Below are 20797 nucleotides of genomic sequence, written 5' to 3'. Positions count from 1 at the left end.
CGCAGTCCGTCGGAGACGGCGAGCGGGCGGGACGCGTGTGCGCCCCGCCCGCTCGCCGTCATGCCGTCACGCGGTCTGACGGCGGCGACGGATCGCTGCCGCACCCGCCACGAGCAGCGCGATCGCCAGCAGGATGCCGACCACGGGGGTCTCCGCACCCGTGACGGCGAGCGCGCCGCCCGCCGTGATGCGGAGGTCCGCCCACCCGACGAGCTGACCGGACGCGGTGTAGACGGCGATCCGGTGCGCACCGAGCGGCGCGTCGGTCGGGATCGTGACGGTGTACGTGCCGCCGGCGGACGCCGCTCCGCTCGCGAGGAGCACCGGGTCGGAGTACATCCACACCGCGATGCCCTCGCCGGCGCGGTCGGCACCGAGCGAGATCGTGACGCGATCGCCGCGACCAGCGACGCTCGGATTCACCGTGACGCCGTTCCGGTTGTCGTCCGTCAGCGCCGATCCCGGCAGGGGCGGGGTCTGCCCCGGGCTCTCTCCCCCGGGGTTCTCGCCTCCGGGGTTCTCGCCTCCGGGGTTCTCGCCGGCGGTCGCGGGCAGCGTGCCGGCGCGCAGCGCCTCGCTGGCGTAGCCGTCGGCGAACCACCACACGGGGCGCTGGCCGTCCACCGCGAGCGAGGCCGGCGCGGTGGCGAAGCCCTCATTGTTGATGTCGGGCATCCCGGCGGGACGGGCGAAGTGCGCGATCCCGGGCTCGTCCGTCCCGTTCAGCGTGATCTGCGCCGAGCGGCCCTGGCAGCCGTCGTCGCACACGGCCCACAGAACGCCGAGCACGCTGTCGTAGTCGAGCGCCATGACGCCGGCGAGTCCCGGGGCGATCTCCGACACGAGCGTCGCCGAGCCGTCGGCGCCGAGCGCGAAGCCGTAGACGTGGCCGTTGTCCTCGACCGCCACGAAGAACAGGCCGTCGCCGTGACCCGCGTAGTCGGTGGAGTCGTAGGCGGCGCCGGTGTTCCGGTCGAAGAGCTTGCCGTCGAGCGCCGAGTCCGGCACCCACTGCACCGCCTCCATGCCGAGGTTCGCGCCGACAGCGGGGAGCAGGGACGTGAGGTCCCATTCCTGCTGCGCGACGAGATCGCCCGCAGCGGCCTCGGGGTCGACCTTGAGGACCGTGTTGAGGTTGACGCCCTTGGCGCTGTTGTCGCGCTCCGACGCCACGTAGACGAAGCCGTCCCCGTCGACCGTGATGCCCTCGGTGTCGGGGCCGGCGGCCGAGGGGTTCGACGCGTCCTTCTGGAAGCGCACGCGCTTGCCCGACTCCCATCCGGAGATCGTCGAGAACGAGCCGTCGGCGTGCGCCTCGAGCTTCCAGATGCGTCCCTCGCCGTTGTCGACGGCCCAGAGGAAGGCGCCGTCGGCGGTCTCCTGGATGTCGAGGCCCGAGCTGTCCTCCAGGAACGTGGGGGCGGTGTCGAGCACGCGGACGTCCGCCGATCCGGGCCACGGCGAGACCGCGATCTCGCCGACGCACACGTTGGGCGCACCCTTGGTCGACTCCTCCGTCACGGCGAACGCGCCGGTGGTGTCGGGGCAGCGGCCCCAGGTCGTGGCCGCGTGGCCCGCACCCCACGTCGTGGAGTCGACGAGCAGGTCGCCGTCGAAGACGCGCACGGTGTCGCCGCCGCCGAGGCCGAAGCCGAGATCGGCACCCTCGATCACGAGGTAGCCGCCGGCGGCGATCGTCGTGCCGGCCGGGATCGTGTGGACGTGGGTGTCGTCGTCGTCCTTCACCACGATGCCCGAGACGTCGAGGGCGGTCGTGGTCGGGTTGACGAGCTCGATCCAGTCGCCGGGGGTCCCGCCGTCGGACTCGACCTCGTTGATGCGCACGGGGTTGCCGCACGCGTTGCGCAGGCCCTTGGTGGAGACCGCGATGTCGACGAAGTCGCCGGTGCCGTCCGCGCACCGGGCGAGGACACCGGCGGCGTGGGCGGCGTAGACGTGCTCGTCGACCGTGTTGCCGTTCGCGTCGCGCAACGTGACGGTGTCGCCGTTGCCGAGGCCGAAGACGAAGTTCACGTTCTGGTCGAACACGAAGTACGCGCCGGGGGCGAGGATGCTGCCGTCCGTGAGCGGGGTGGTCTCGGCGGCGTGGCCGACCGGGTCGTCATCCATGACCGACCATCCGGCCATGTCGACCGGCGTGCTGCCGACGTTGACGACCTCGACCCAGTCGCCGGGCGTCCCGCCGTCCGACTCGATCTCGTTGATGACCACGTCGGGCATGACGCAGGAGTTCGCAGCACCGCGGGTCTCGTAGGCGAGCATGAACGCTCCCTTGCCGTCGGGGCAGCGTGCGAGCGTCGCGGCGGCGAAGTCCCCGTCGATCGCTGCGTGCCCCGTCCACGGGAGCGTGTCGTCGATCATCGTGCCGGCGGCGTCGTACAGACGGATGCGGTCGGCACTGCCGATGCCGATCGGTTCGCGGAACGGCGTCTCGACGCCGCCGACCATCCCGACCGAGGCTTCGTCGACGACGAGGAACTCCCCGGGTTCGATCTCCGTGCCGGAGAGGAACTGCCAGCGGTGATCGTCGGAGTTGTCGCGGATCTCGTATCCCGAGATGTCGAGCGGCTGGTCGCCCGGGTTGTAGAACTCGACCCAGTCGGACGGCTGCGAGTCGACCTCGTTGATGACGATCGATCCGCCGACGGGGTCGTCGGCGGCGAAGATGTTCGCCGCGCCCCGGGTCGACTCCGAGGTCGCGCCCCACTCCACGCCCCCGTCGACGTCGCGCACTCCCCAGGTCTGTGGCGCGTGCCCGGTCCAGGTCGTCTCGTCGACGATGACGCCGTTCGGGTCGAACAGGCGCACCTGGTCGTCCTTGCCGAGTCCGAAATCGAAGTCGCCCACGCCGGCCTCGAGCTGATCGATGACGAGGTAGGCGCCGGCCTCCACGACGGTGCCTTCGGGGAACACGTAGGAGCTGTCGTCCTTGTTGTCCTTCACGACGAAGCCGCCGAGGTCCACGGGGGCCGCGGACGTGTTGAGGAACTCGATCCAGTCGCCGGGGGTTCCCCCGTCGGACTCGACCTCGTTGATGCGGATGCCGGGTTCGGCACCGGCGGCGGCGAGAGGGACGGCGAGCAGGGCGGCCGCGCTGAGGGCGCAGACCGTCGTGATCGCCGCAGCGGAGCGCAGGCGGGACATGGATCTCCTGAGGGGATGCAGACGGGTGTTCCCCCAGACCACCGACTGCGCGTGGCCGCGCGGCGTCGACCGGGTGGACGGCGGGTGAACACGCAGTGTCCGTTCCCACGCCACGCGGGCCTCCCGTCGGTCAGGCGATGCGCGTCCCCGGAGGGAGCCTCTTCGCAGGGGTCCGCGTGCGCGCCCACGCCCCGGCGAACAGCCCGCCCGCGAGCACGACCTGCACCCCCAGGCCGACGAACCAGCTCGGCACCGTGGAGTCGATGATCTCCCGGGGCGTCGGGTATTCGTAGAAGTCCGCCCCGCACTCGTCCCAGTTCTGTATGACCGGGTTCCGCTGCGCCGAGCGCACGCCGAGCTTGATCTGGCCGAACATGTCGACCGGGTACCCCTCGGCCGAGTACTCCGTGGGGGTCGCGTCGGCCAGCACCACGAACGGGTTCGCGGCGAGCGCCCACCACACGAGGTCGAAGCGTGGCACATCGTACGAGGTCGTTCCCGTCACCGCCTCGCAATCCACCTCGCCGGTGCGCTCGTCGTAGGCGTGCATGTCCTGCGACACTTCGGTGCGGATCGCCATCCCGCCCAGACCGAAGGCGATGACGGTGCCGAGCACGAGCCCCGCGACGACGAGGTAGGTGGCTGCGACCGAGAACAGGGGGCGCGCGATGAGTCCGCTCAGCGCGACGCCGATCGCGGCGACGATCACGATCTCGGCGATGAGCACGAGGAGCGAGACGGCGAGCACGAGCGGGCTCGCTCCCCCGCCGAGCAGCGCGATCGCGAGGAACGGCAGCGCGACGAGGAGGAACGCTCCACCGGTCGCCACCGCCGCGAGGAGCTTGCCGAGCATGATGTCGCCGGTGGACGCCGCGGTGACCTGCACGGCAGCGAGGGTCGCCGCGTCGCGGTCGCCGTTGATCGCGTTGCCGCTCAGCGTCGGCGACACCAGGACGACGAGGAGCAGCACCATGTTGACGACGATGGAGAACACGCCGGCGCCGATGAACTCGCCCCAGGCGTACACGGCGAAGGACAGCAGCGTGACGCCGATGAGGATGACGGCGAACACACCGAGCAGCACGTACCAGCCGACGCTGCGCAGGCGCTGCGTCAGTTCGAGCCGCGCGATGATGCCGATGTTCGTGAGGCTCATGCTCCGGCCTCCTCGGCCGGTCGGGATGCGATCGGAGGGGCGGGCCGGCCCGGAGGAGCGGACGGCGCCGGGGGCGCTGCCGCGGTCGGAGGGCGGTGGAGCGCGAGGAACGTGTGCTCGAGCGCGCTCTGCGCCGGGGCGAACTCCGCAACGCGCAGACCGGCCGACACGAGCGTCCGCAGACCCTCCGCCGCGCTGTCCTCGGTCGCGAACGGCACGAGGACTTCGCCGCGGTCGGCGCCGACCGTCTCGTGCGGGATGCCGAGGGCGGAGACGATCTGCCAGACGTCTGCGGACTGGCGTGCCTGGTCGGCTCCGACGATGCGGACGCGCCAGGCGCGGGCCGTCGCCTGCGCGGCGCGCGCGTCGACGACCGCGCCTGCGACGAGGAACACAGCGTCGTCGACGACCTCCTCGAGCTCCGAAAGAATGTGGCTGGAGATCAGCACGGTGCGCCCCTCGGCGGCCAGGCGGCGCAGCAGCAGACGCAGCTGCACCCGCGCCTCGGGGTCGAGACCGGAGGCCGGCTCGTCGAGCATCAGCACCCGGGGGTCGTGCACGAGCGCACGGGCGAGGCCCAGCTTCTGCTTCTGCCCGCGGGACAGGACCTTGGCCGGCGCATCGGCCAGCTCGACGAGGCCGACGAGCGCGAGCAGCTCCTCGGCACGCGCCCGGGCCTCGCTCGTGGTCATCCCGTACAGTCGTCCGGTCGTGGAGATGGTCTCGCGTGCCGTGAGCGACGGCCAGGCGCCGAGCGCATCGGGCATCCAACCGAGGAGCCGCCGTGCGGCGAGTGGATCCTGCACCGGATCGACGCCCTCGATGCTGATTCGTCCGCCGTCCGGCGCGAGCAGCGACGACAGCATCAGCAGCAGGGTGGTCTTCCCGGCGCCGTTGGGGCCGACGAGCCCCGTGACGCGACCGGGTACCGCGCGCAGGGTGGCGCCGCGCACCGCCTGGACGGACCCGAAGGAGCGGCTGACGTTGTCGACGACGATTCCGGTCATGCGGCCAGTGTGCCATCTCGTCGAGACCGTCGCGGGGAGGCCGGGCACGGGCGGTGCGGAGTCTCAGGGGCGTCGGTCCTAGACTGCTGCGGATGGATGCCGACCGCCTGATCGCCTGGGACGAGGAGCTTCGCCGAGCGCACACCCGGCTCCGTGCGGCGCTCGACGCTACGCGTGAGGCCCTCGAGGACGGGAACGCCGGACCGGATGCCGCGGCAGAGCTCACGCTGTTCTGCATCGGCTTCTGCTCGGCGCTGGACGGGCATCACCGCAGTGAGGACCACCTGCTGTTCCCGGCGCTCCGCGCGGAGCATCCGGAGTTGAACGCGGTGATCGACAAGCTCATGCAGGACCATTCGATGCTCACGCACCTGCTCGCAGGTCTGCGCGAAGCCGCCGGAGCCGACCGCGAGACGATCGAGCGTCATCTCGACGGCGTCGGCGCGATCATGGAGTCGCACTTCCGGTTCGAGGAGCGCGAGATCCTCGAACCGCTGCGGCGGCTGCACCTCGAGCATCCGGTCGCCGACGTCCTCGGACCGCTCTGACCGCCGCCGGTCAGGAACGGAAGAAGGCCACGCCCAGATCGGGATGGTCCACGAAGACCCCGTCGACGCCGGAGCGGGCGATCACGCCCCACTCGGCCTCGTAGTCGCCGTACGCCTCCTTGCCGCCGGCTCCGCGGAACTCCGCCGTGAGGAAGCGGTTCTCCGGCCGGCAGGTCCACGTGAACACCTGGAGTCCCCGGGCGTGCGCGTCGGCGACGATCGTGTTGCCCCGTGCCAGCAGCATCTTCTTGTCGACGCTGATGCCGTCGACGGAGCCGACGAGGTCGTCGAGGCCCTTCGGCTCCACCGTGGCCTTATACGTCCGGGCGCGGGTGCCGTGCGCCGCGAACTGATCGTACGGACGCCCGCCCGCCTCGATCAGGTAGATGTAGGAGGCCGATATCCCGCGCTCGCGGAGCTGGCCGAGCACCGTGGACTCGAACGACTCGATCACGAGCGGCAGCTCGCCGTCGGCCCAGCCGGACGCCCGCAGGTCGCGTTCGATGAGCGGGGCGAGCGATATCCCGATCCCCTCGAAGTAGGTCGCGTGCTTGACCTCGAGGACGACGCCGATCTCGCGGCCGTGCTCGACCGAGCCCTCGCGCACGATGTCGAGCACGTCGACGAGACGCAGGATCGCCTGCGCTCCGTCGAAGCTCGCGCTCGACAGCCGCACCTCGGGCAGGCGTTCGCGGCTGCGCAGGATCGACAGCTCGTCCCAGGTGAAGTCCTCGGTGAACCAGCCGGTCAGCGCTTCGCCGTCGACGCGCTTGGTCGTCCTGCGGTCCGCGAACTCCGGGTGGGCCGCGACGTCGGTCGTGCCCGAGATCTCGTTCTCGTGGCGGACGACGAGCACGCCGTCCTTCGTCGCCACGACGTCGGGCTCGACGGCATCCACCCCCATCGCGAGCGCGAGCTCGTACGAGGAGCGGGTGTGCTCCGGCCGGTATCCGGGCGCACCGCGGTGGCCGATGACGAGGGGGGATTTCCTTGGCACGCTCACAGCGTAAGACACCCGCGCGACACGCCAGGGCGGGTATCGTTGAGGAAAGCGACCTACAACCCCCTTTGGAGTGAGGCCCACGATGAGCAATTTCGCTTTCAACAATCCGGCGTTCCAGCAGCAGGATCCGCGGAATGTCGCGACCTACCCCGGTGCGCCTCAGGGCGCTCAGGGGGCACAGGCCGCATCGTTCCAGCACGGGACCATGGACGCCGCCGCGAACGCGCAGCTGGAGGGCATGTACGCCGCTCCCCCGGCCGGTTCGCTCGAGACCGACCGCATGTCGGTCGAGGACACGGTCTGGAAGACGGCCGGTCTGTTCGGCATCCTGCTCGTCACCGCGGCCGTCGGCTGGGTCTGGACGCTCGGCGGCCTCAGCGCTCCGCGCTACGACCCGTACAACGCCGCGGCCGTCAACATGCTCCCGTGGATCATCGGTGCGCTGGGCGGCTTCGTCCTCGCCATGGTCGTCGCGTTCACGTCGCGCAAGAAGGTGCGTCCCGCGCTGATCTTCGCCTACGCGGCCTTCGAGGGTCTCTTCATCGGCGGCATCTCGGCGTTCTTCGAGGTCCGCTGGCCGGGCATCGTCACGCAGGCCACGCTCGCGACCATCGCCGTCGTGGGTGTCACGCTCGCGCTGTTCGCGAGCGGCAAGATCCGCGCCTCGAAGAAGGCCACGAAGGTCTTCATGATCGCGCTGATCGGCTACGGCGTGTTCTCGCTCCTGAACCTGGTCCTGATGTGGACCGGAGTCAACCAGAACATGTTCGGCCTCTTCAGCCAGCCGATCTTCGGCATCCCGCTCGGTCTCATCATCGGCGTCCTCGTGGTCATCATGGCCGCCTACTCGCTGGTGCTCGACTTCGACCAGATCCAGCAGGGCGTCCGCAACGGCGCTCCCCGCAAGTACGGCTGGCTCGGCGCCTTCGGCATCATGGTCACGGTCGTCTGGCTCTACGTCGAGATCCTGCGCATCATCGCGATCGCCCGCGGCAACAACTGACCGCAGTGGTCGAGAGGCCCGTCTCCCTCCGGGGAGGCGGGCTTTTGCCATATCCGGCACCGGCGGCGCAAGGGGTTGGCCCGACGCCGAGTCTGTCGTCATCCTGGAACTCATGAAGCCCCGGCACCCCGGGGCTCCGACCGATCGGAGCTGACCATGAGTTTTCTCGGCTTTCTTCTTCTCGGCCTCATCGCCGGGGCCATCGCCAAGCTGATCCTTCCGGGGAAGCAGGGCGGCGGATGGTTCGTGACCCTGCTGCTCGGAGTCGTCGGAGCGCTGCTCGGCGGTTGGCTCGGTTCCGCCCTCTTCAGCGTCGACATGGGCGGGTTCTTCGACATCCGCTCGTGGCTCCTCGCGATCGGCGGATCGATCATCGTCCTGCTGATCTACGGCCTGATCGTCGGACGCGGCAGCAAGTCGCGCGCCTGACCTGAGCCGCACGCGCGGCGGCACAGCAGAGAGCCCCCTCGGATCAGCCGAGGGGGCTCTCATGTGCTCAGGCCTCCGCGGCCTTCGCCTCGAGCAGCGCCCGCTCCCGGTCGTTCCCGGCGAGAGATGCGGCCGTGGCGAACTCGCTGCGGGCCTCGTCCACCCGCCCCAGTCTCAGGAGCAGCTCGCCGCGCGTCGCAGGCAGCAGGTGGTACCCGCGCAGCGCCCCCGAGGCGGAGAGCCCGTCGACGATCCGCAGCGCGGATGCCGGGCCCGTCGCCATCGCAACCGCCGCGGCTCGGTTCAGCTCGACCACGGGCGACGGCGCGAGACGTCCGAGAGCCTCGTAGAGGAGCACGATGCGATCCCAGTCGGTCTCCTCGACGGAGGGGGCGACCGCGTGGCACTCGGCGATCGCCGCCTGCAGCCCGTAGGCACCGCGGCCCGAGCCCCGGGCATCGGCGGTCGCCAGAGCGTCGCGGCCCCGCGCGATGCGGCTCCGATCCCACCGTCGGCGGTCCTGGTCGGCGAGCAGCACCGGGTCGCCGTGCGCGTCCACCCGCGCGGGGAACCGCGCGGCGGTGAGCTCCTCGAGCGCCAGCAGACTGTGCACCTCGCGCTCCGTCGGCATGAGCGCCGCGAGCACGCGTGTGAGCCGGATCGCCTCGACGCTGAGCTCGGGCCGCATCCAGTCGGCACCGCTCGACGCCGCGTGGCCCTCGTTGAAGATCAGGTACAGCACGCCGAGCACTGCGCCGAGACGTGCGGCGTGCTCCTCGCGCGGCGGCATCTCGAACGGCACGTGCGCAGCCGCGAGGGTCTTCTTCGCCCGCACGATGCGCTGCTGCACGGTCGCGGTGGGCACGAGGAACGCCCGCGCGATCTCCTCGCTCGACAGACCGCCGACCACCCGCAGCGTGAGCGCCACCTGCGCCTCGCGCGACAGCACGGGGTGGCACGAGATGAAGATCAGGCGGAGCACGTCGTCGTCGACGGCATCCGGGTCCCAGGGCAGCGCGTCCGCGGCTTCGTCCTGCTCGCGCTCCAGATCGTGCGCGAGCACCGCGATCCGGTCGTCGAGTCTCTCGCGCCGCCGCCATCCGTCGACGGCCTTGCGCTTCGCGACGGCGGTGAGCCACGCGGCGCCGTTGCGGGGTACGCCGTCCTCGGGCCACTGCTGCAGCGCATCCACGAGAGCCTCCTGTGCGAGGTCCTCCGCGAGCCCGAAGTCGCCGACCATGCGGGTGAGCGTCGCGACGATCTTCGCCGACTCGATGCGCCACACGGCGGCGACGGCGCGCTCCGCTGCTCCCCTGTCGGGAACGGAGCGCGCCGTCTCGCTGTCGTGTGAGTCGGTCATCTCACTGCTGGGCGCGCTGCGCCTGCTCCTCGCGCCAGCCCTCTTCCTTCTGGATCCACTCGTTGTCGGCGGGGAAGTCCGAGGCGTCAGTGACGCGGCGCACCTCGAGGAAGGACCCCTTGCCGAGAGGGGCTCGGCTCGCCCATTCGGCGGCCTCCTCGCGACTCGACACCTCGAGAATCCAGAAGCCGTTGAACAGCTCCTTGGTCTCGCCGTAGGGGCCGTCGGTGATGAGCGGCGTCTCGGCGCTGAAGTCGACGACGAAGCCTTCGGCCGCATCGGTCAGCCCCTCGCCCGCCGCGAGCACGCCGGCCTTGATCATCGACTCGTTGTACTTGCCCATCGCCTCGATGACCTGCTCGAAGGGCATGTCCTTGTACGCCTCGACGGCCTCGTCGGTCGCGCGCATGATCAGCATGTACTTCATGGTGTCTCTCCTGTTCGGTGGGGCCGTGATTCGACCCTCTCATTGAAGACGTCGAACGGGAACGACGCGGATCGACATCGCCCGTGAACTTTTTCGAGAATGTTTCCGAGAGCTCAGCCGAGCGCATCGACGGCGGTGCGGATCGCGTCGGCGGAGGCGCGCAGGAGGCCGAGTTCGCGTTCGTTCATGGGCGTCTCGCCCAGCGGCATCGCACCCGCGGCGCCCACCACCGACGGCACCGACAGCGCGACGCCGTGGATGCCGTACTCGCCGTCGAGCACGGTCGCGACGGGCAGCACCGCGCGTTCGTCGCGCAGCACGGCCTCGGCGATGCGGGCACAGCTCACGCCGATCGCCAGGTTCGTCGCGCCCTTGCCCTGGATCACGGCGTAGGCCGCGTCGCGCACCTCGATCGCGATCCGGTCGAGCTCCTCGACGGTGAACCGCTCGTCGCCCGGCCAGTCGAGGATCGGCACCGAGCCGATCGTCGCGTTCGACCACAGCGGGAATTCCGTGTCGCCGTGCTCGCCCACGATGTCGGCGTGCACGCTCGCCGTGCTGACCTGCGCACGGTGGGCCAGGCGCCACCGCAGTCGCGACGTGTCGAGCACCGTGCCCGAGCCGAAGACCCGGTGAGGCGGAAGCCCCGTGACGCGCTGCGCCACGACCGTCATGACGTCAGCGGGATTCGTGACGATCAGGAACACGGCCGACGGCGCCCGCTGGACCAGCTGCGGCAGCAGACGCTCCAGCAGTCGGGCGTTCGTGCTCGCCAACTCCATGCGGGTCTGACCGGGCTGCTGCTTGGCGCCGGCCGTGACGACCACCACGTCGCTGCCGTCGACCGCCGACAGATCCGAGCCTCCGCTCACCGCGGCGGCCGTGAACTGCGTGCCGTGCGCGAGGTCGAGCACCTCGGCATCCACCTTCGCGGTCGCGATATCGTACAGCGCGACTTCGGCCGCACTCCCCCGGATGAGCGCGGCGTAGGCGACGCTCACCCCCACGCTTCCCGCACCGATCACCGTGAGTTTCGTCCTGGCCGAGGTCATGAGGCCATCCTGCCCGAAGACATGCGAACGGGCACAGACCCTGAGGTCCGTGCCCGTTCGTTCATGGTGAGGGAGGAGCAGCGCTCACTCCCACTCGATGGTCCCCGGCGGCTTGGAGGTCACGTCGAGCACGACGCGGTTGACGTCGCGGACGCTGTTCGTGATGCGGTTCGAGATCCTCGACAGCACGTCGTAGGGCAGACGCGTCCAGTCGGCGGTCATGGCGTCCTCGCTGGATACGGGGCGCAGCACGATCGGATGGCCGTACGTGCGGCCGTCGCCCTGGACGCCGACCGAGCGGACGTCGGCGAGCAGCACGACGGGGCACTGCCAGATCTCCTGGTCGAGGCCGGCCTTGGTGAGCTCCTCGCGGGCGATGGCGTCGGCCTCGCGCAGGATCTCCAGGCGGTCCTTCGTGACCTCGCCGATGATGCGGATGCCGAGGCCGGGGCCGGGGAACGGCTGGCGGCCGACGATCGCCTCGGGGATGCCGAGCTCGCGGCCGATCGCACGCACCTCGTCCTTGAACAGGGCGCGCAGCGGCTCGATGAGCTCGAAGTCGAGGTCGTCGGGGAGTCCGCCCACGTTGTGGTGCGACTTGATGTTCGCGGTGCCGGCGCCGCCGCCGGACTCGACGACGTCGGGGTAGAGCGTGCCCTGCACGAGGAACTTGACCGGGGCGCCGCCGTCGGCCTTGGCCTCGGCGACGAGGTCGAGCTGCACCTTCTCGAACGCGCGGATGAACTCGCGGCCGATGATCTTGCGCTTCTCCTCGGGGTCGGTGACCCCCTCGAGATGGCCGAGGAACGTGTCCGCCGCGTCGACCGTGATGAGGCGCACACCGGTGGACTCGACGTAGTCCTTCTCGACCTGCTCGCGCTCGCCCTTGCGGAGGAGGCCGTGGTCGACGAACACCGCCGTGAGCTGATCGCCGATCGCCTTGTGCACGAGGGCCGTGGAGACGGCGGAGTCGACGCCGCCGGACAGCGCGGAGATGACGCGCGCGTCGCCGACCTGCTCGCGGATGCGCTCGACCTGCTCGGCGATCACGTTGCCGCTGTTCCAGTCGGACGCGAGACCCGCACCCTTGTGGAGGAAGTTCTCCAGCACGCGCTGACCGTGGTCGGAGTGCTTGACCTCGGGGTGCCACTGCACGCCGTAGAAGCGGCGCTCCTCGTCGGCGAAGGCGGCGACCTTGGTGGCGCTCGTCGTCGCGAGGACCTCGAAGCCCTCCGGCGCGCTGGCGACCTGGTCGCCGTGGCTCATCCACACGTTCTGCTCGGCCGGCTGGCCGCCGAGCAGCGTGCCGCCGTCGCCCGAGACGACCGCGTCGGTCGCACCGTACTCGCGCAGGCCCGTGTTCGCGACCTCGCCGCCGAGCGTCTGCGCCATGTACTGGAAGCCGTAGCAGATGCCGAGGGTCGGCACGCCGAGCTCGAACACCGCCGGGTCGAGGCGCGGGGCGCCCTCCTCGTACACCGACGAGGGTCCGCCGGAGAGGATGATCGCGACCGGGTTCTTCTCGGCGATCTCGGCGGCCGTGGCCGTGTGCGGCACGATCTCGCTGTAGACGCCGGCCTCGCGCACGCGGCGGGCGATCAGCTGCGCGTACTGCGCGCCGAAGTCGACGACGAGGGCGGGGCGCTGCTGGGTCTCGGACTGTTCGGTCAACGGACACCTTCCGGGGCGGGGGCGGAGGCCTCAGCGGCCTCTCTGGTGGCGAGGTAGGTCTTCACTTCACGCGCCACGACGGCTTCCATGAAGAACGACAGGAGCGGGATCACACCGCCGAGGGCGAGCAGGATGAAGCGCGGGAAACGCCAGCGCATCAGGCTCCACATGCGGAAGCAGGCGAAGAGGTAGACGACGTAGAACCAGCCGTGCGCGACCAGGATGAAGAGCGAGAGGTTGAACCCGTCGCCCAGCGAGGTCATCTCGCACGAGTTCGTCATCGGCGCGAACAGCGACCACCACTGGCAGTCCGGCCCGGCGAGGACGCCGGCGAACCAGAGCGCTCCCCCGGATCCGCCGAGGAAGAGTTCGAGGTGGATCGGCGTGTACTTGAGCACCATCTCGGTCAGCAGCAGGAGCAGCATGACTCCGGTGATGATCGACGCGATCTGGTAGAACTTCAGCGCACCACGGATCGCCGGAAAGCTGGCGACTTTCGGTTCGGGCATGCGTCCAGTCTAGTCGGCGCGGCCGAGCCCCCGATCCGGCCTCAGGGCGCGGGCGGACGGGCCACGAGCAGCTCGCCCTCGCCGGTCGCCGTCAGGGCTCCGGCGTCATGCGGGACGAGCACGGTCGACCCCGCGGACACCCGCTCCTCCCCCAGCACGAGATCGCCGCGACTCACCACGACGATCGAGAATCCGGCGTCGACCACGGCATCGCCGCCGACCGGGATCCGTTCGAGCCGGAAGTACCGGTCGGCCGCTGCCGGGAACACCGAGCCGGATGCCGGGGCCGTGCGCACGAGCTCGTAGACCTCGTCCGTCGCGCGTCCGCGCGTGTTCACCGCGGCGAGCGCGAGGTCGAACCCGAGACCGAGGTGCCCGAGCGCCGGACCGTCGATCGCGAAGCCCTGCCACTCCAGGAGGATCGAGAGGTCTTCCGGCTGCTGCAGTTCGAGGAGCAGGACGCCGGCGCCGATCGCGTGCAGCTCCCCCGGAGGGACCCACACGACGTCCCCCGCGGCCACCTCGATCTCGTGCAGGAGTCCGAGGAGCGCCGAGACATCCTGCCGCTCGACCAGATCCGCGAGCTCCGCGGCATCCACGTCCTCCCGCAGCCCGACGTGCACCGTGCCGCCCTGAAGGATGTACCAGGCCTCTGCCTTGCCGTGCGCCCGTCCGAGGTGCGTCGCCGCGAACTCGTCGTGCGGATGCGCGTGCACGGGGAGTCGCTGTCCGGCGTCGAGCAGCTTCACGAGCAGGCGGGTGTCGTCGCCCCAGCGTCGCACGTGCTCGTCGCCGAGCCAGGCCACCGGGTCGGCGGCCACCGCATCGCGCAGGAGGCGGCCGTCGGGCAGCCGCGTCAGACCGAGCGCGGACTCGCCGTTGATGGTCGTGACCGACCCGATCCAGTCCTCCGGCTCGCGCGGGGCGTCGCCGATCTCGCCGCGGAACGCGCTGATGCGCGCCCCTCCGCGGTAGAAGCGCTCGGGCGGGCGGTTCGAGGGCAGGGCCAGCGGCCTCATGCGGACTCCTTCTGTCGAACGGTGGACGGTGCGACGACAGCGGGGCGGACGGACCCGGCCAGGAAACCTCCCACGAACGAGTCGCCGAGGCCGATCGTGGTCGGCATGTCGACGTCGAGCGCGTGCGCGGCGATCCCCGTCGCGCCGTCGACCGCGGCCTCGACCGCTGCGACGACCGCCGCGCCCCCGGCATGGCGGGGAAGGGACGCCGTCTCGGCGACGTCGGCGGCGGTGAGCCGGTCGCCCACGCGGTACCGGGTCGCGGCGACGCGCACCGCGCTCTCCAGCGCGACTCGGTGGCGCGCGGCATCCGGCCCGACCGCGATCGCCCAGTAGCGCGTGTGCACGACCAGGGCCGGCGCCGGGACGACCTCTCGCACCTCGGCGAGGGCGCGGATGACGTCCGCGGGGTCGAGCAGGTTCACGGAGCGACCGAGGTACTCCTGCAGCTCGTCCTCGTTCATTCCGTACACGTCGATCCGCTCGAGCAGCCGCTGCCGCGCGGTCTCCGCGAAGGAGCGCGTGTAGAACCCCGCGTCCTCGTAGTAGACCAGCGCGTCGTCCGGCAGTGCGCGCATGGCTTCCCGCAGCGTCGCGAGACGCTGCTCCAGCAGATCGTGGTCCTGCATCGTGTTGAAGCCCGAGACGAGGAACGCCTCGGCCCGCGTGAGCTCGGCCGCGAGATCGTCGGCGAGCAGCATGGTCCTGTTCGGCGGGTCGTTCGCGAAGATGAGCCGGTTCGGTGCGGGCGACAGGACGTCGCCGTCGGTGAGGCGGATCCGCGCCCCCACCGGGTACTGCACGATCAGGTGCGGGTCGAGCGTGTCCTCCGTCGCCGAGCACACGTACGAGAGGGATGCCGGGAGCAGCCGTCGCACGGTGTCGTCGATGCTCACGAGATGCTGCGTGCTGGGGACTCCGAGCGCATCGAGCACGAGCCCCGCCCGCACCCCTGTCCCGCCCAGCGTGACCGCACGTTCGAAGTGCGCGGCGAACGCCTCCACCACCTCGGAGGAGGCGACGAACCGCTCACCCCCCGCCCCCGAGGCGACGAACGCCACGATCGCGACGAGCAGCGACCGCTCGTCGACGATCGGCGCCGTGGTCGTGAGCTCGTGCCGCCGCACCCCGTGCTCGTGCGCCAGCCGGTCGAGCACCGCCGAGTCCCACTGCAGCTCGTAGTCGACGGTGCCGCCGAGTCCGAGTACGAGCGTCCTGTCCACGTCGCCGATCATCCTCCGAGACCGCCGCTCAGTACAGCGACGCCTTGCCGTCGGCCCCGAACAGGCGGATCTTCTCGGCCGCCGTGACCTTCATGGCGGCGATCGGCTCGGGCTGGATCGCGTTCGGCTCGCGCAGACGCTCGTCCGTGCCGAGGACCTCGCGCATCCGGTTGTGGTACGAGACCTTGATGTCGCTCGAGATGTTGATCTTGTTGACGCCCAGCTCCACCGCGCGACTCAGCTCGGAGTCCGGGTTCGAGGAGCCGCCGTGCAGCACGAGCGGGATCCTGACAGCCGCCTTGATCTGCTCCAGCAGGTCGTGGCGCAGCTCGGGGTTCTTGTCGCTCGGGTACAGACCGTGCGAGGTGCCGATCGCGATCGCGAGGCTGTCGACGCCGGTCTCCTGCACGAAGCGCACGGCGTCGTCCGGGTTCGTGTAGATGATCTCCGCGGCACCCGACTCGCCGTAGCTGTCGTTCGCCCCGATCGTGCCGAGCTCGCCCTCCACCTGGATGCCCACGGCGTGCGCGGCCTCGACGACCTTGCGCGTCAGCGCGACGTTCTCGTCGAAGGGCAGCAGGGAGGCGTCGATCATGACCGACGTGAACCCGGCCTTGATCGCCTGGATGATCTGCTCGTACGTGCCGCCGTGGTCCCAGTGGATCGCGACCGGGACGCTGGCGCGGTGGGCCCGCGAATGCATCGCCGCGATGAGGTCGGTCGTGATGTGCGAGACCTCGTCGGGGTGGATCGCGATGATGACGGGGGCGTCCAGTTCCTCGCTGATGTCGATGACGCCGTTGAACATCGCCCAGTCGCTGATGTTGAACGCGGGGATGGCGAAGTTGTTCTCGTTGGCGACGTCGAGGATGGATTTGCCGGTGTAGAGCACGTGATTCTCCTGTTTCGTGATGGTGTGAAGTCGTGGGCGGACGGTCAGCTCTTCACGGACCCGGCCGTGAGGCCGCTGATGAAGTACCTCTGGAAGAAGAGGAAGAGGATGAGCACCGGGATCGAGCCGAGCACGCTCATGGCCATGATCTGGTTCCAGTCGTAGGAGTGCTGTCCCATGAGGAGCTGGATGCCGATGGGCACCGTGCGCATGTCGATCGAGCGCGTCAGCGTGAGCGCGAACAGGTACTCGTTCCAGGCGATCATGAAGGTGTAGATGCCGACCGAGACGATGCCGGGCACCGAGATCGGCACGAGGATGCGCCAGAGCGCCGTCATGGACCCGGCGCCGTCGACGCGGACGGCCTCGTCCAGCTCCTTCGGGAGCGTGTTGAAGTACCCGGTCATCATGATGATCGCGTACGGCAGCGTGAACACCATGTAGGTGAGGATCAGGCCCAGGTAGGAGTTGTACAGCCCGAGCGCGACCATCAGCCCGAAGTACGGGATCAGCAGGGTGATCGGCGGCACGGCCTGCACGCTGACGATCACGACGTTGAGGATGCGCTTGCCGCGGAACTCGAAACGGCTGAAGGCGTAGGCCGCCTGGATCGCCACGAGCAGCGTGAGGATCGTCACGGAGCCGGCGACCACGTAGCTGTTCAGGAAGAACCGCATGGTCTCGGGGTTCGTGAAGATCGCGACGTACGCGTCGAACGAGAACGTGTCGGTGATCAGGCGCGGCGGGAGCTCGAAGATCTGCGTGTTCGACTTGAACGAGCTCGACAGCATCCAGAGCACGGGACCGGCGGCGAACACGGCTCCCAGGATCAGCGCGACGATCAGTCCGGACTTCGCGACCAGGGCGGAGCGCGTGCGCCGGCGCCGGGTGTCGACGGTGAGAGCCATGATCAGTCCCTCGCTTTCTGGTGACGGACGTAGAACACGGCGAGCACCATCGACATCAGGAGCACGAGCACCGCGGAGGTGGCGGCGAGCGAGAAGTCGTACTTGGCGAACGCGAGCTTGTAGGTGAAGGTGCTGAGCACCTCGGTGACGTCGATGGGACCGCCGCCCGTGGTCATCCAGATCAGGGCGAACTGCTGCGAGGTCCAGATCAGGTCGAGCAGCACGAGACTGATGATGATCGGACGCAGTTGCGGGATCGTGACGTTCCAGAACCGCTGCACGGCGTTCGCGCCGTCGACGCGGGCCGCCTCGTGCAGGTCGGCCGGCACACCCTGGAGACCGGCGAGCAGGCTGACCATGAAGAACGGGTACCCGGCCCAGATGTTGATGAAGATGATGGTGCCGAGCGCGAGCTGCGGTGACGCGAGCCATTCGATGTCGGTGTTGAGCAGGAAGTTGACCACGCCGTTGGGGGCGAGGAGCATGCGCCACAGGACGGCGATCACGGCGACCGTGAACAGCCACGGGAGGACGTACAGCGCGCGGAAGATCGAGCGCGAGAACCGGCCCAGCAGCGGGCTGTTGAGCATCATCGCGAAGGCCAGGCCGAGCACGAGGTGCGCCGCGACGCTCGTGACTGTGAAGAGGATCGTGTTCCCCGTGGCCTTCCAGAAGCCGGGATCGGAGAGAATCTCGACGTAGTTGGCGACGCCCACGAACTCGGGCGACTTGTTCAGGATCACGTTGTCCTGGAACGAGTAGCCGATCACCATCACGATGGGGACGATCATCAGCACGAACAGCAGGATGACCGTGGGCGACAGGAACGCGTACGACTCGGTGGTCTTGCGCAGCTGTCGGCGGCGCCGCGAGGGTGCGACGCCCGTGACGATCACCTCGGTGTCGTCGGACAGTTTCAGGCTCATGGGAACCGGTGCTCCTTGGTTGGTCGGGTGCCGCGTCGCATCGGGTTCACGACGCGGCACCCCGTTCATGCGGGAGTCGGATGGAGGGTCAGAACTCCTTCATCCAGGACTCCTGCGCCTTCTTCAGGGCGTCGTCGATCGACTGCTGGCCGTCGAACGCGGACTGCAGCTGCTCGCCGAGCTGACGCATGAGGTCCTCCGCCACGGGCAGGCCCGTGAACTCGTTGGCCGGGTATCCCGCCTGGTAGATCTCGAACGCGGTCTTGAAGAGCTCGTCGTCGTTCACGAAGTCCGGCACGGACTCGGAGTTGCCGGGGAACGCCTTCGCCATGGTGGACAGCTCGGAGTTCGTGTCCTGGCTCATCAGGAACTCGACCAGCTTGAACGCCGCGTCCTTGTGCTCGGAGTTCTCGGCGACGCCGATGCCCCACGACGCGTACGGGATGCCCCGCTCGCCGTCGTAGCCGTCCTCTGCGGGGATCGCGGAGATCGAGAACTGCAGGTCGGGGTTCGACTCGCGGATCAGGTTGATGTGGGCGAGGGAGTCGATCATCATGCCGACGCGGCCGTTGGTGAACTCCTCGACCTTGTCCTGCTCCTTCATGGTGAACGAGCCGGAGGCGATCACGCCGTCGTCCCACAGGCCGCCGATGTAGTCGATCGCCGAGGTCACGTCGTCGTTCGTGAGGTCGGGCTGGCCGTCCTTCAGCATGGAGCCGCCGGAGGCCCAGACCCACGACATGACGTCGTTCTGCACGCCGTTCGGGGCCTCGAGCGAGAGCGGGAGCACCCACCCGGACACGTCGCCCCCGAGCGCCGTGACCTTGGCCGCAGCATCCGCGAACTCCGTACGGGTCGTCGGCGGGGCGGTGACCCCTGCGTCGGCGAGCAGCGTGTCGTTCGTGAACATCGGGTACACGAAGTTCACGACCGGGATCATGTACGTGCTGCCGTCGACCTGGATCTGGCTGGCGAGTTCGCTGTCGTCGTAGTCGTTCTCCTTCATGAGCTCCGTGAGGTCGGCGATCACGCCCTGCGAGGCGAAGTCGTTGACCCAGGCGCCGTCGAGGCCGACGACGTCGGGCATGGTGCCGGAGGCCGCGCCCGCGAACAGCTGCTCCTTCGTCGATGCGTACGGTCCGCTGACGAGGTCCACCGTGATGCCCGGGTTCGCGTCCTCGAACTTGTCGATCAGTGCGCGGAACTCGCCGTCGGGGAGTTCGGGCTCCCACCACTGCGCGAACTCGATCGTGACATCGCCGCCGTCGGCTCCGTCGTCTCCGCTGTCGCCTGCCGCGCATCCCGCCACGGCCAGGACCGTCAGGGCTGCTGTCGCTGCGCCGGCGAGCTTCAGGGTGCGTCGCCCACGTCCCACTGTGATCATCACTTCTCCTCTTCGAGATCGTGCCGCATCACGCGCTTCAATGCTTGTTCATGCGGTTTTGAGCAATGTTATGCAGAGATACGCAAGTCCGCAACACCTTTCTCCACCCGTTACCTGGTCGATATCCGCGAGGATTCGCGATTCGATGGAGTTAAAGCGGTGTCTGACATGCCGTTTTCTGCGGCAATGTGCTGGTTTTCATTCGATCTGTGCTAGAGATGTCTGCATGGACGCCACCGGATCCTCTCCCAAGCGACGCCTGCCGGCCGGCCGGAAGGCCGATCTCGCGGCCTACGTCGAACAGACCGGTCAGGTCACGGTCGGAGATCTCGCCGAGCACTTCTCGGTCTCGATCGACACGATCCGCCGCGACCTGGACCAGCTCGATCGCGAAGGCGTGCTCGTGCGCACGCACGGCGGCGCGGTCAGTGCGACGAGCGGCGCACTCAAGGACAAGGCGCTCGATGTGCGCATGCGGGTGCAGACCGAGGAGAAGGAGCGGATCGCGAGGATCGCCGCCGGACTCGTCGACGACGGCTCGGTCATCATGCTCAACGCCGGGACGACGACCCTCGCCGTCGCCCGCGCGCTGCGCAACCACCACGACCTCACGATCGCCACGAACAACCTGCGCATCCCCGGCGAGCTCTCACCGACGGTCTTCCGCGACCTGTACGTCTTCGGGGGCGCGGTGCGCTCGATCACGCAGGCGACGACCGGCCCGGTCGCCTTCACCATGACGGCGGGCGGGCCGGAGGTCGATATCCGCTGCGACCTGGCTCTCATCGCGGTCGGCGCCGTCGACGAGGCGGGGTACTCGACGTCCAATCTGGGCGACGCCGCGATGATGTCCGAGATGATCGAGCGGGCCGAGCGCACCGCGATCCTCGCCGACTCCACCAAGCTCGGTCGACGGTTCTTCGCACAGATCGCGCTCCTGGAACGCGCCGACTACCTCATCACGGACACCCCTCCGGCGCCGCACATGGCGGCCGCTCTGGCGCAGGCCGAGGTCGAAGTCCTCACACCCTGACCTACCACGACGGTGCGGGGTCGACACCGCACGCACGACGGAGGCCGCCGGGATCACTCCCGACGGCCTCCGCCTGCGTCAC

General features: G+C 69.4%; 19 protein-coding genes. 4 read left to right on the top strand and 15 right to left on the bottom strand.

What is annotated here, in order from left to right; translation table 11 throughout:
* Positions 1-66: 66 nt before the first annotated feature.
* From ACIPY8_RS05725 to ACIPY8_RS05715, 3 genes are all read right to left on the bottom strand, one after another.
* Positions 67-3165, bottom strand: coding sequence for a lamin tail domain-containing protein (locus ACIPY8_RS05725; RefSeq protein ID WP_400815923.1), 3099 nt, complete (start codon positions 3163-3165; stop codon positions 67-69).
* A 130-nt stretch (positions 3166-3295) separates the two neighbouring features.
* Entirely contained in the window at positions 3296-4321 is a 1026-nt protein-coding gene (locus ACIPY8_RS05720; RefSeq protein ID WP_400815921.1) for an ABC transporter permease, read from the bottom strand.
* The gene (locus tag ACIPY8_RS05715; protein ID WP_400815918.1) at positions 4318-5328 is read right to left on the bottom strand and encodes an ABC transporter ATP-binding protein; all 1011 of its coding nucleotides are present in this window, start codon (positions 5326-5328) and stop codon (positions 4318-4320) included. The genes ACIPY8_RS05720 and ACIPY8_RS05715 overlap by 4 nt, the downstream gene beginning before the upstream one ends.
* Before the next feature lie 92 nt (positions 5329-5420).
* Here ACIPY8_RS05715 and ACIPY8_RS05710 point away from each other — a divergent pair, with 92 nt between their 5' ends.
* Positions 5421-5876 (top strand): hemerythrin domain-containing protein, encoded by a 456-nt coding sequence (locus tag ACIPY8_RS05710; RefSeq protein ID WP_400815916.1) that lies wholly within the window; start codon positions 5421-5423, stop codon positions 5874-5876.
* Between the two features lie 10 nt (positions 5877-5886).
* On the opposite strand, the gene ACIPY8_RS05705 is transcribed toward ACIPY8_RS05710, so the two are convergent.
* A complete protein-coding gene (locus ACIPY8_RS05705; protein ID WP_400815914.1) occupies positions 5887-6873 on the bottom strand; it encodes a glycerophosphodiester phosphodiesterase family protein in 987 nt (328 codons plus the stop codon).
* Between the two features lie 88 nt (positions 6874-6961).
* Here ACIPY8_RS05705 and ACIPY8_RS05700 point away from each other — a divergent pair, with 88 nt between their 5' ends.
* Positions 6962-7882, top strand: coding sequence for a Bax inhibitor-1/YccA family protein (locus ACIPY8_RS05700; RefSeq protein WP_400815911.1), 921 nt, complete (start codon positions 6962-6964; stop codon positions 7880-7882).
* Positions 7883-8038: 156 nt separating this feature from the next.
* On the top strand, positions 8039-8311 hold the full coding sequence (locus ACIPY8_RS05695) for a GlsB/YeaQ/YmgE family stress response membrane protein (protein ID WP_400815908.1): 273 nt from the start codon (positions 8039-8041) through the stop codon (positions 8309-8311).
* Between the two features lie 67 nt (positions 8312-8378).
* On the opposite strand, the gene ACIPY8_RS05690 is transcribed toward ACIPY8_RS05695, so the two are convergent.
* From ACIPY8_RS05690 to ACIPY8_RS05640, 11 genes are all read right to left on the bottom strand, one after another.
* A complete protein-coding gene (locus tag ACIPY8_RS05690) occupies positions 8379-9671 on the bottom strand; it encodes an RNA polymerase sigma factor (protein WP_400815906.1) in 1293 nt (430 codons plus the stop codon).
* Position 9672: 1 nt separating this feature from the next.
* Positions 9673-10098 carry a YciI family protein gene (locus ACIPY8_RS05685; RefSeq protein ID WP_400815903.1) on the bottom strand — a complete coding sequence of 142 codons (426 nt, stop codon included), beginning with the start codon at positions 10096-10098 and terminating at the stop codon, positions 9673-9675.
* Between the two features lie 113 nt (positions 10099-10211).
* Complete coding sequence (locus ACIPY8_RS05680; protein WP_400815902.1) at positions 10212-11150, bottom strand: L-lactate dehydrogenase; 939 nt, start codon at positions 11148-11150, stop codon at positions 10212-10214.
* An 84-nt stretch (positions 11151-11234) separates the two neighbouring features.
* On the bottom strand, positions 11235-12821 hold the full coding sequence (gene guaA, locus ACIPY8_RS05675; RefSeq protein ID WP_400815900.1) for a glutamine-hydrolyzing GMP synthase: 1587 nt from the start codon (positions 12819-12821) through the stop codon (positions 11235-11237).
* Positions 12818-13330, bottom strand: coding sequence for a DUF3817 domain-containing protein (locus ACIPY8_RS05670; protein WP_400815897.1), 513 nt, complete (start codon positions 13328-13330; stop codon positions 12818-12820). The genes guaA and ACIPY8_RS05670 overlap by 4 nt, the downstream gene beginning before the upstream one ends.
* Before the next feature lie 41 nt (positions 13331-13371).
* Complete coding sequence (locus ACIPY8_RS05665; protein ID WP_400815894.1) at positions 13372-14349, bottom strand: class I mannose-6-phosphate isomerase; 978 nt, start codon at positions 14347-14349, stop codon at positions 13372-13374.
* Complete coding sequence (locus tag ACIPY8_RS05660) at positions 14346-15572, bottom strand: ADP-dependent glucokinase/phosphofructokinase (RefSeq protein WP_400815892.1); 1227 nt, start codon at positions 15570-15572, stop codon at positions 14346-14348. Before ACIPY8_RS05660 ends, ACIPY8_RS05665 begins: the two co-directional genes overlap by 4 nt.
* A gap of 28 nt (positions 15573-15600) precedes the next feature.
* Positions 15601-16464, bottom strand: a complete 864-nt coding sequence (locus ACIPY8_RS05655; protein WP_400815889.1) for a ketose-bisphosphate aldolase — start codon at positions 16462-16464, stop codon at positions 15601-15603.
* 44 nt (positions 16465-16508) lie between these two features.
* Positions 16509-17372 carry a carbohydrate ABC transporter permease gene (locus ACIPY8_RS05650; RefSeq protein ID WP_400815887.1) on the bottom strand — a complete coding sequence of 288 codons (864 nt, stop codon included), beginning with the start codon at positions 17370-17372 and terminating at the stop codon, positions 16509-16511.
* Between the two features lie 2 nt (positions 17373-17374).
* Positions 17375-18298 (bottom strand): carbohydrate ABC transporter permease, encoded by a 924-nt coding sequence (locus tag ACIPY8_RS05645; RefSeq protein WP_050721634.1) that lies wholly within the window; start codon positions 18296-18298, stop codon positions 17375-17377.
* An 88-nt stretch (positions 18299-18386) separates the two neighbouring features.
* Positions 18387-19682, bottom strand: coding sequence for an ABC transporter substrate-binding protein (locus ACIPY8_RS05640; RefSeq protein ID WP_400815885.1), 1296 nt, complete (start codon positions 19680-19682; stop codon positions 18387-18389).
* A 226-nt stretch (positions 19683-19908) separates the two neighbouring features.
* On the opposite strand from ACIPY8_RS05640, the gene ACIPY8_RS05635 reads away from it, so the two are divergent.
* Positions 19909-20715, top strand: coding sequence for a DeoR/GlpR family DNA-binding transcription regulator (locus ACIPY8_RS05635; protein WP_400815882.1), 807 nt, complete (start codon positions 19909-19911; stop codon positions 20713-20715).
* Positions 20716-20797 lie beyond the last annotated feature (82 nt).

It is taken from the genome of Microbacterium sp. NPDC089696, assembly GCF_044749125.1.
Lineage (GTDB): Bacteria > Actinomycetota > Actinomycetes > Actinomycetales > Microbacteriaceae > Microbacterium.
The sequence above is the reverse complement of the archived record's forward strand: the minus strand, read 5'-3'. Positions and strand labels throughout refer to the sequence as shown.

Bases quoted from the DNA above. Each gene is read 5' to 3' on its own strand.
- ACIPY8_RS05725 (WP_400815923.1), bottom strand. From the start codon at position 3,165: ATGTCCCGCCTGCGCTCCGCTGCGGCGATCACGACGGTCTGCGCCCTC.
- ACIPY8_RS05720 (WP_400815921.1), bottom strand. From the start codon at position 4,321: ATGAGCCTCACGAACATCGGCATCATCGCGCGGCTCGAACTGACGCAG.
- ACIPY8_RS05715 (WP_400815918.1), bottom strand. From the start codon at position 5,328: ATGACCGGAATCGTCGTCGACAACGTCAGCCGCTCCTTCGGGTCCGTC.
- ACIPY8_RS05710 (WP_400815916.1), top strand. From the start codon at position 5,421: ATGGATGCCGACCGCCTGATCGCCTGGGACGAGGAGCTTCGCCGAGCG.
- ACIPY8_RS05700 (WP_400815911.1), top strand. From the start codon at position 6,962: ATGAGCAATTTCGCTTTCAACAATCCGGCGTTCCAGCAGCAGGATCCG.
- ACIPY8_RS05695 (WP_400815908.1), top strand. From the start codon at position 8,039: ATGAGTTTTCTCGGCTTTCTTCTTCTCGGCCTCATCGCCGGGGCCATC.
- ACIPY8_RS05690 (WP_400815906.1), bottom strand. From the start codon at position 9,671: ATGACCGACTCACACGACAGCGAGACGGCGCGCTCCGTTCCCGACAGG.
- ACIPY8_RS05685 (WP_400815903.1), bottom strand. From the start codon at position 10,098: ATGAAGTACATGCTGATCATGCGCGCGACCGACGAGGCCGTCGAGGCG.
- ACIPY8_RS05680 (WP_400815902.1), bottom strand. From the start codon at position 11,150: ATGACCTCGGCCAGGACGAAACTCACGGTGATCGGTGCGGGAAGCGTG.
- ACIPY8_RS05670 (WP_400815897.1), bottom strand. From the start codon at position 13,330: ATGCCCGAACCGAAAGTCGCCAGCTTTCCGGCGATCCGTGGTGCGCTG.
- ACIPY8_RS05665 (WP_400815894.1), bottom strand. From the start codon at position 14,349: ATGAGGCCGCTGGCCCTGCCCTCGAACCGCCCGCCCGAGCGCTTCTAC.
- ACIPY8_RS05650 (WP_400815887.1), bottom strand. From the start codon at position 17,372: ATGGCTCTCACCGTCGACACCCGGCGCCGGCGCACGCGCTCCGCCCTG.
- ACIPY8_RS05645 (WP_050721634.1), bottom strand. From the start codon at position 18,298: ATGAGCCTGAAACTGTCCGACGACACCGAGGTGATCGTCACGGGCGTC.
- ACIPY8_RS05640 (WP_400815885.1), bottom strand. From the start codon at position 19,682: ATGATCACAGTGGGACGTGGGCGACGCACCCTGAAGCTCGCCGGCGCA.
- ACIPY8_RS05635 (WP_400815882.1), top strand. From the start codon at position 19,909: ATGGACGCCACCGGATCCTCTCCCAAGCGACGCCTGCCGGCCGGCCGG.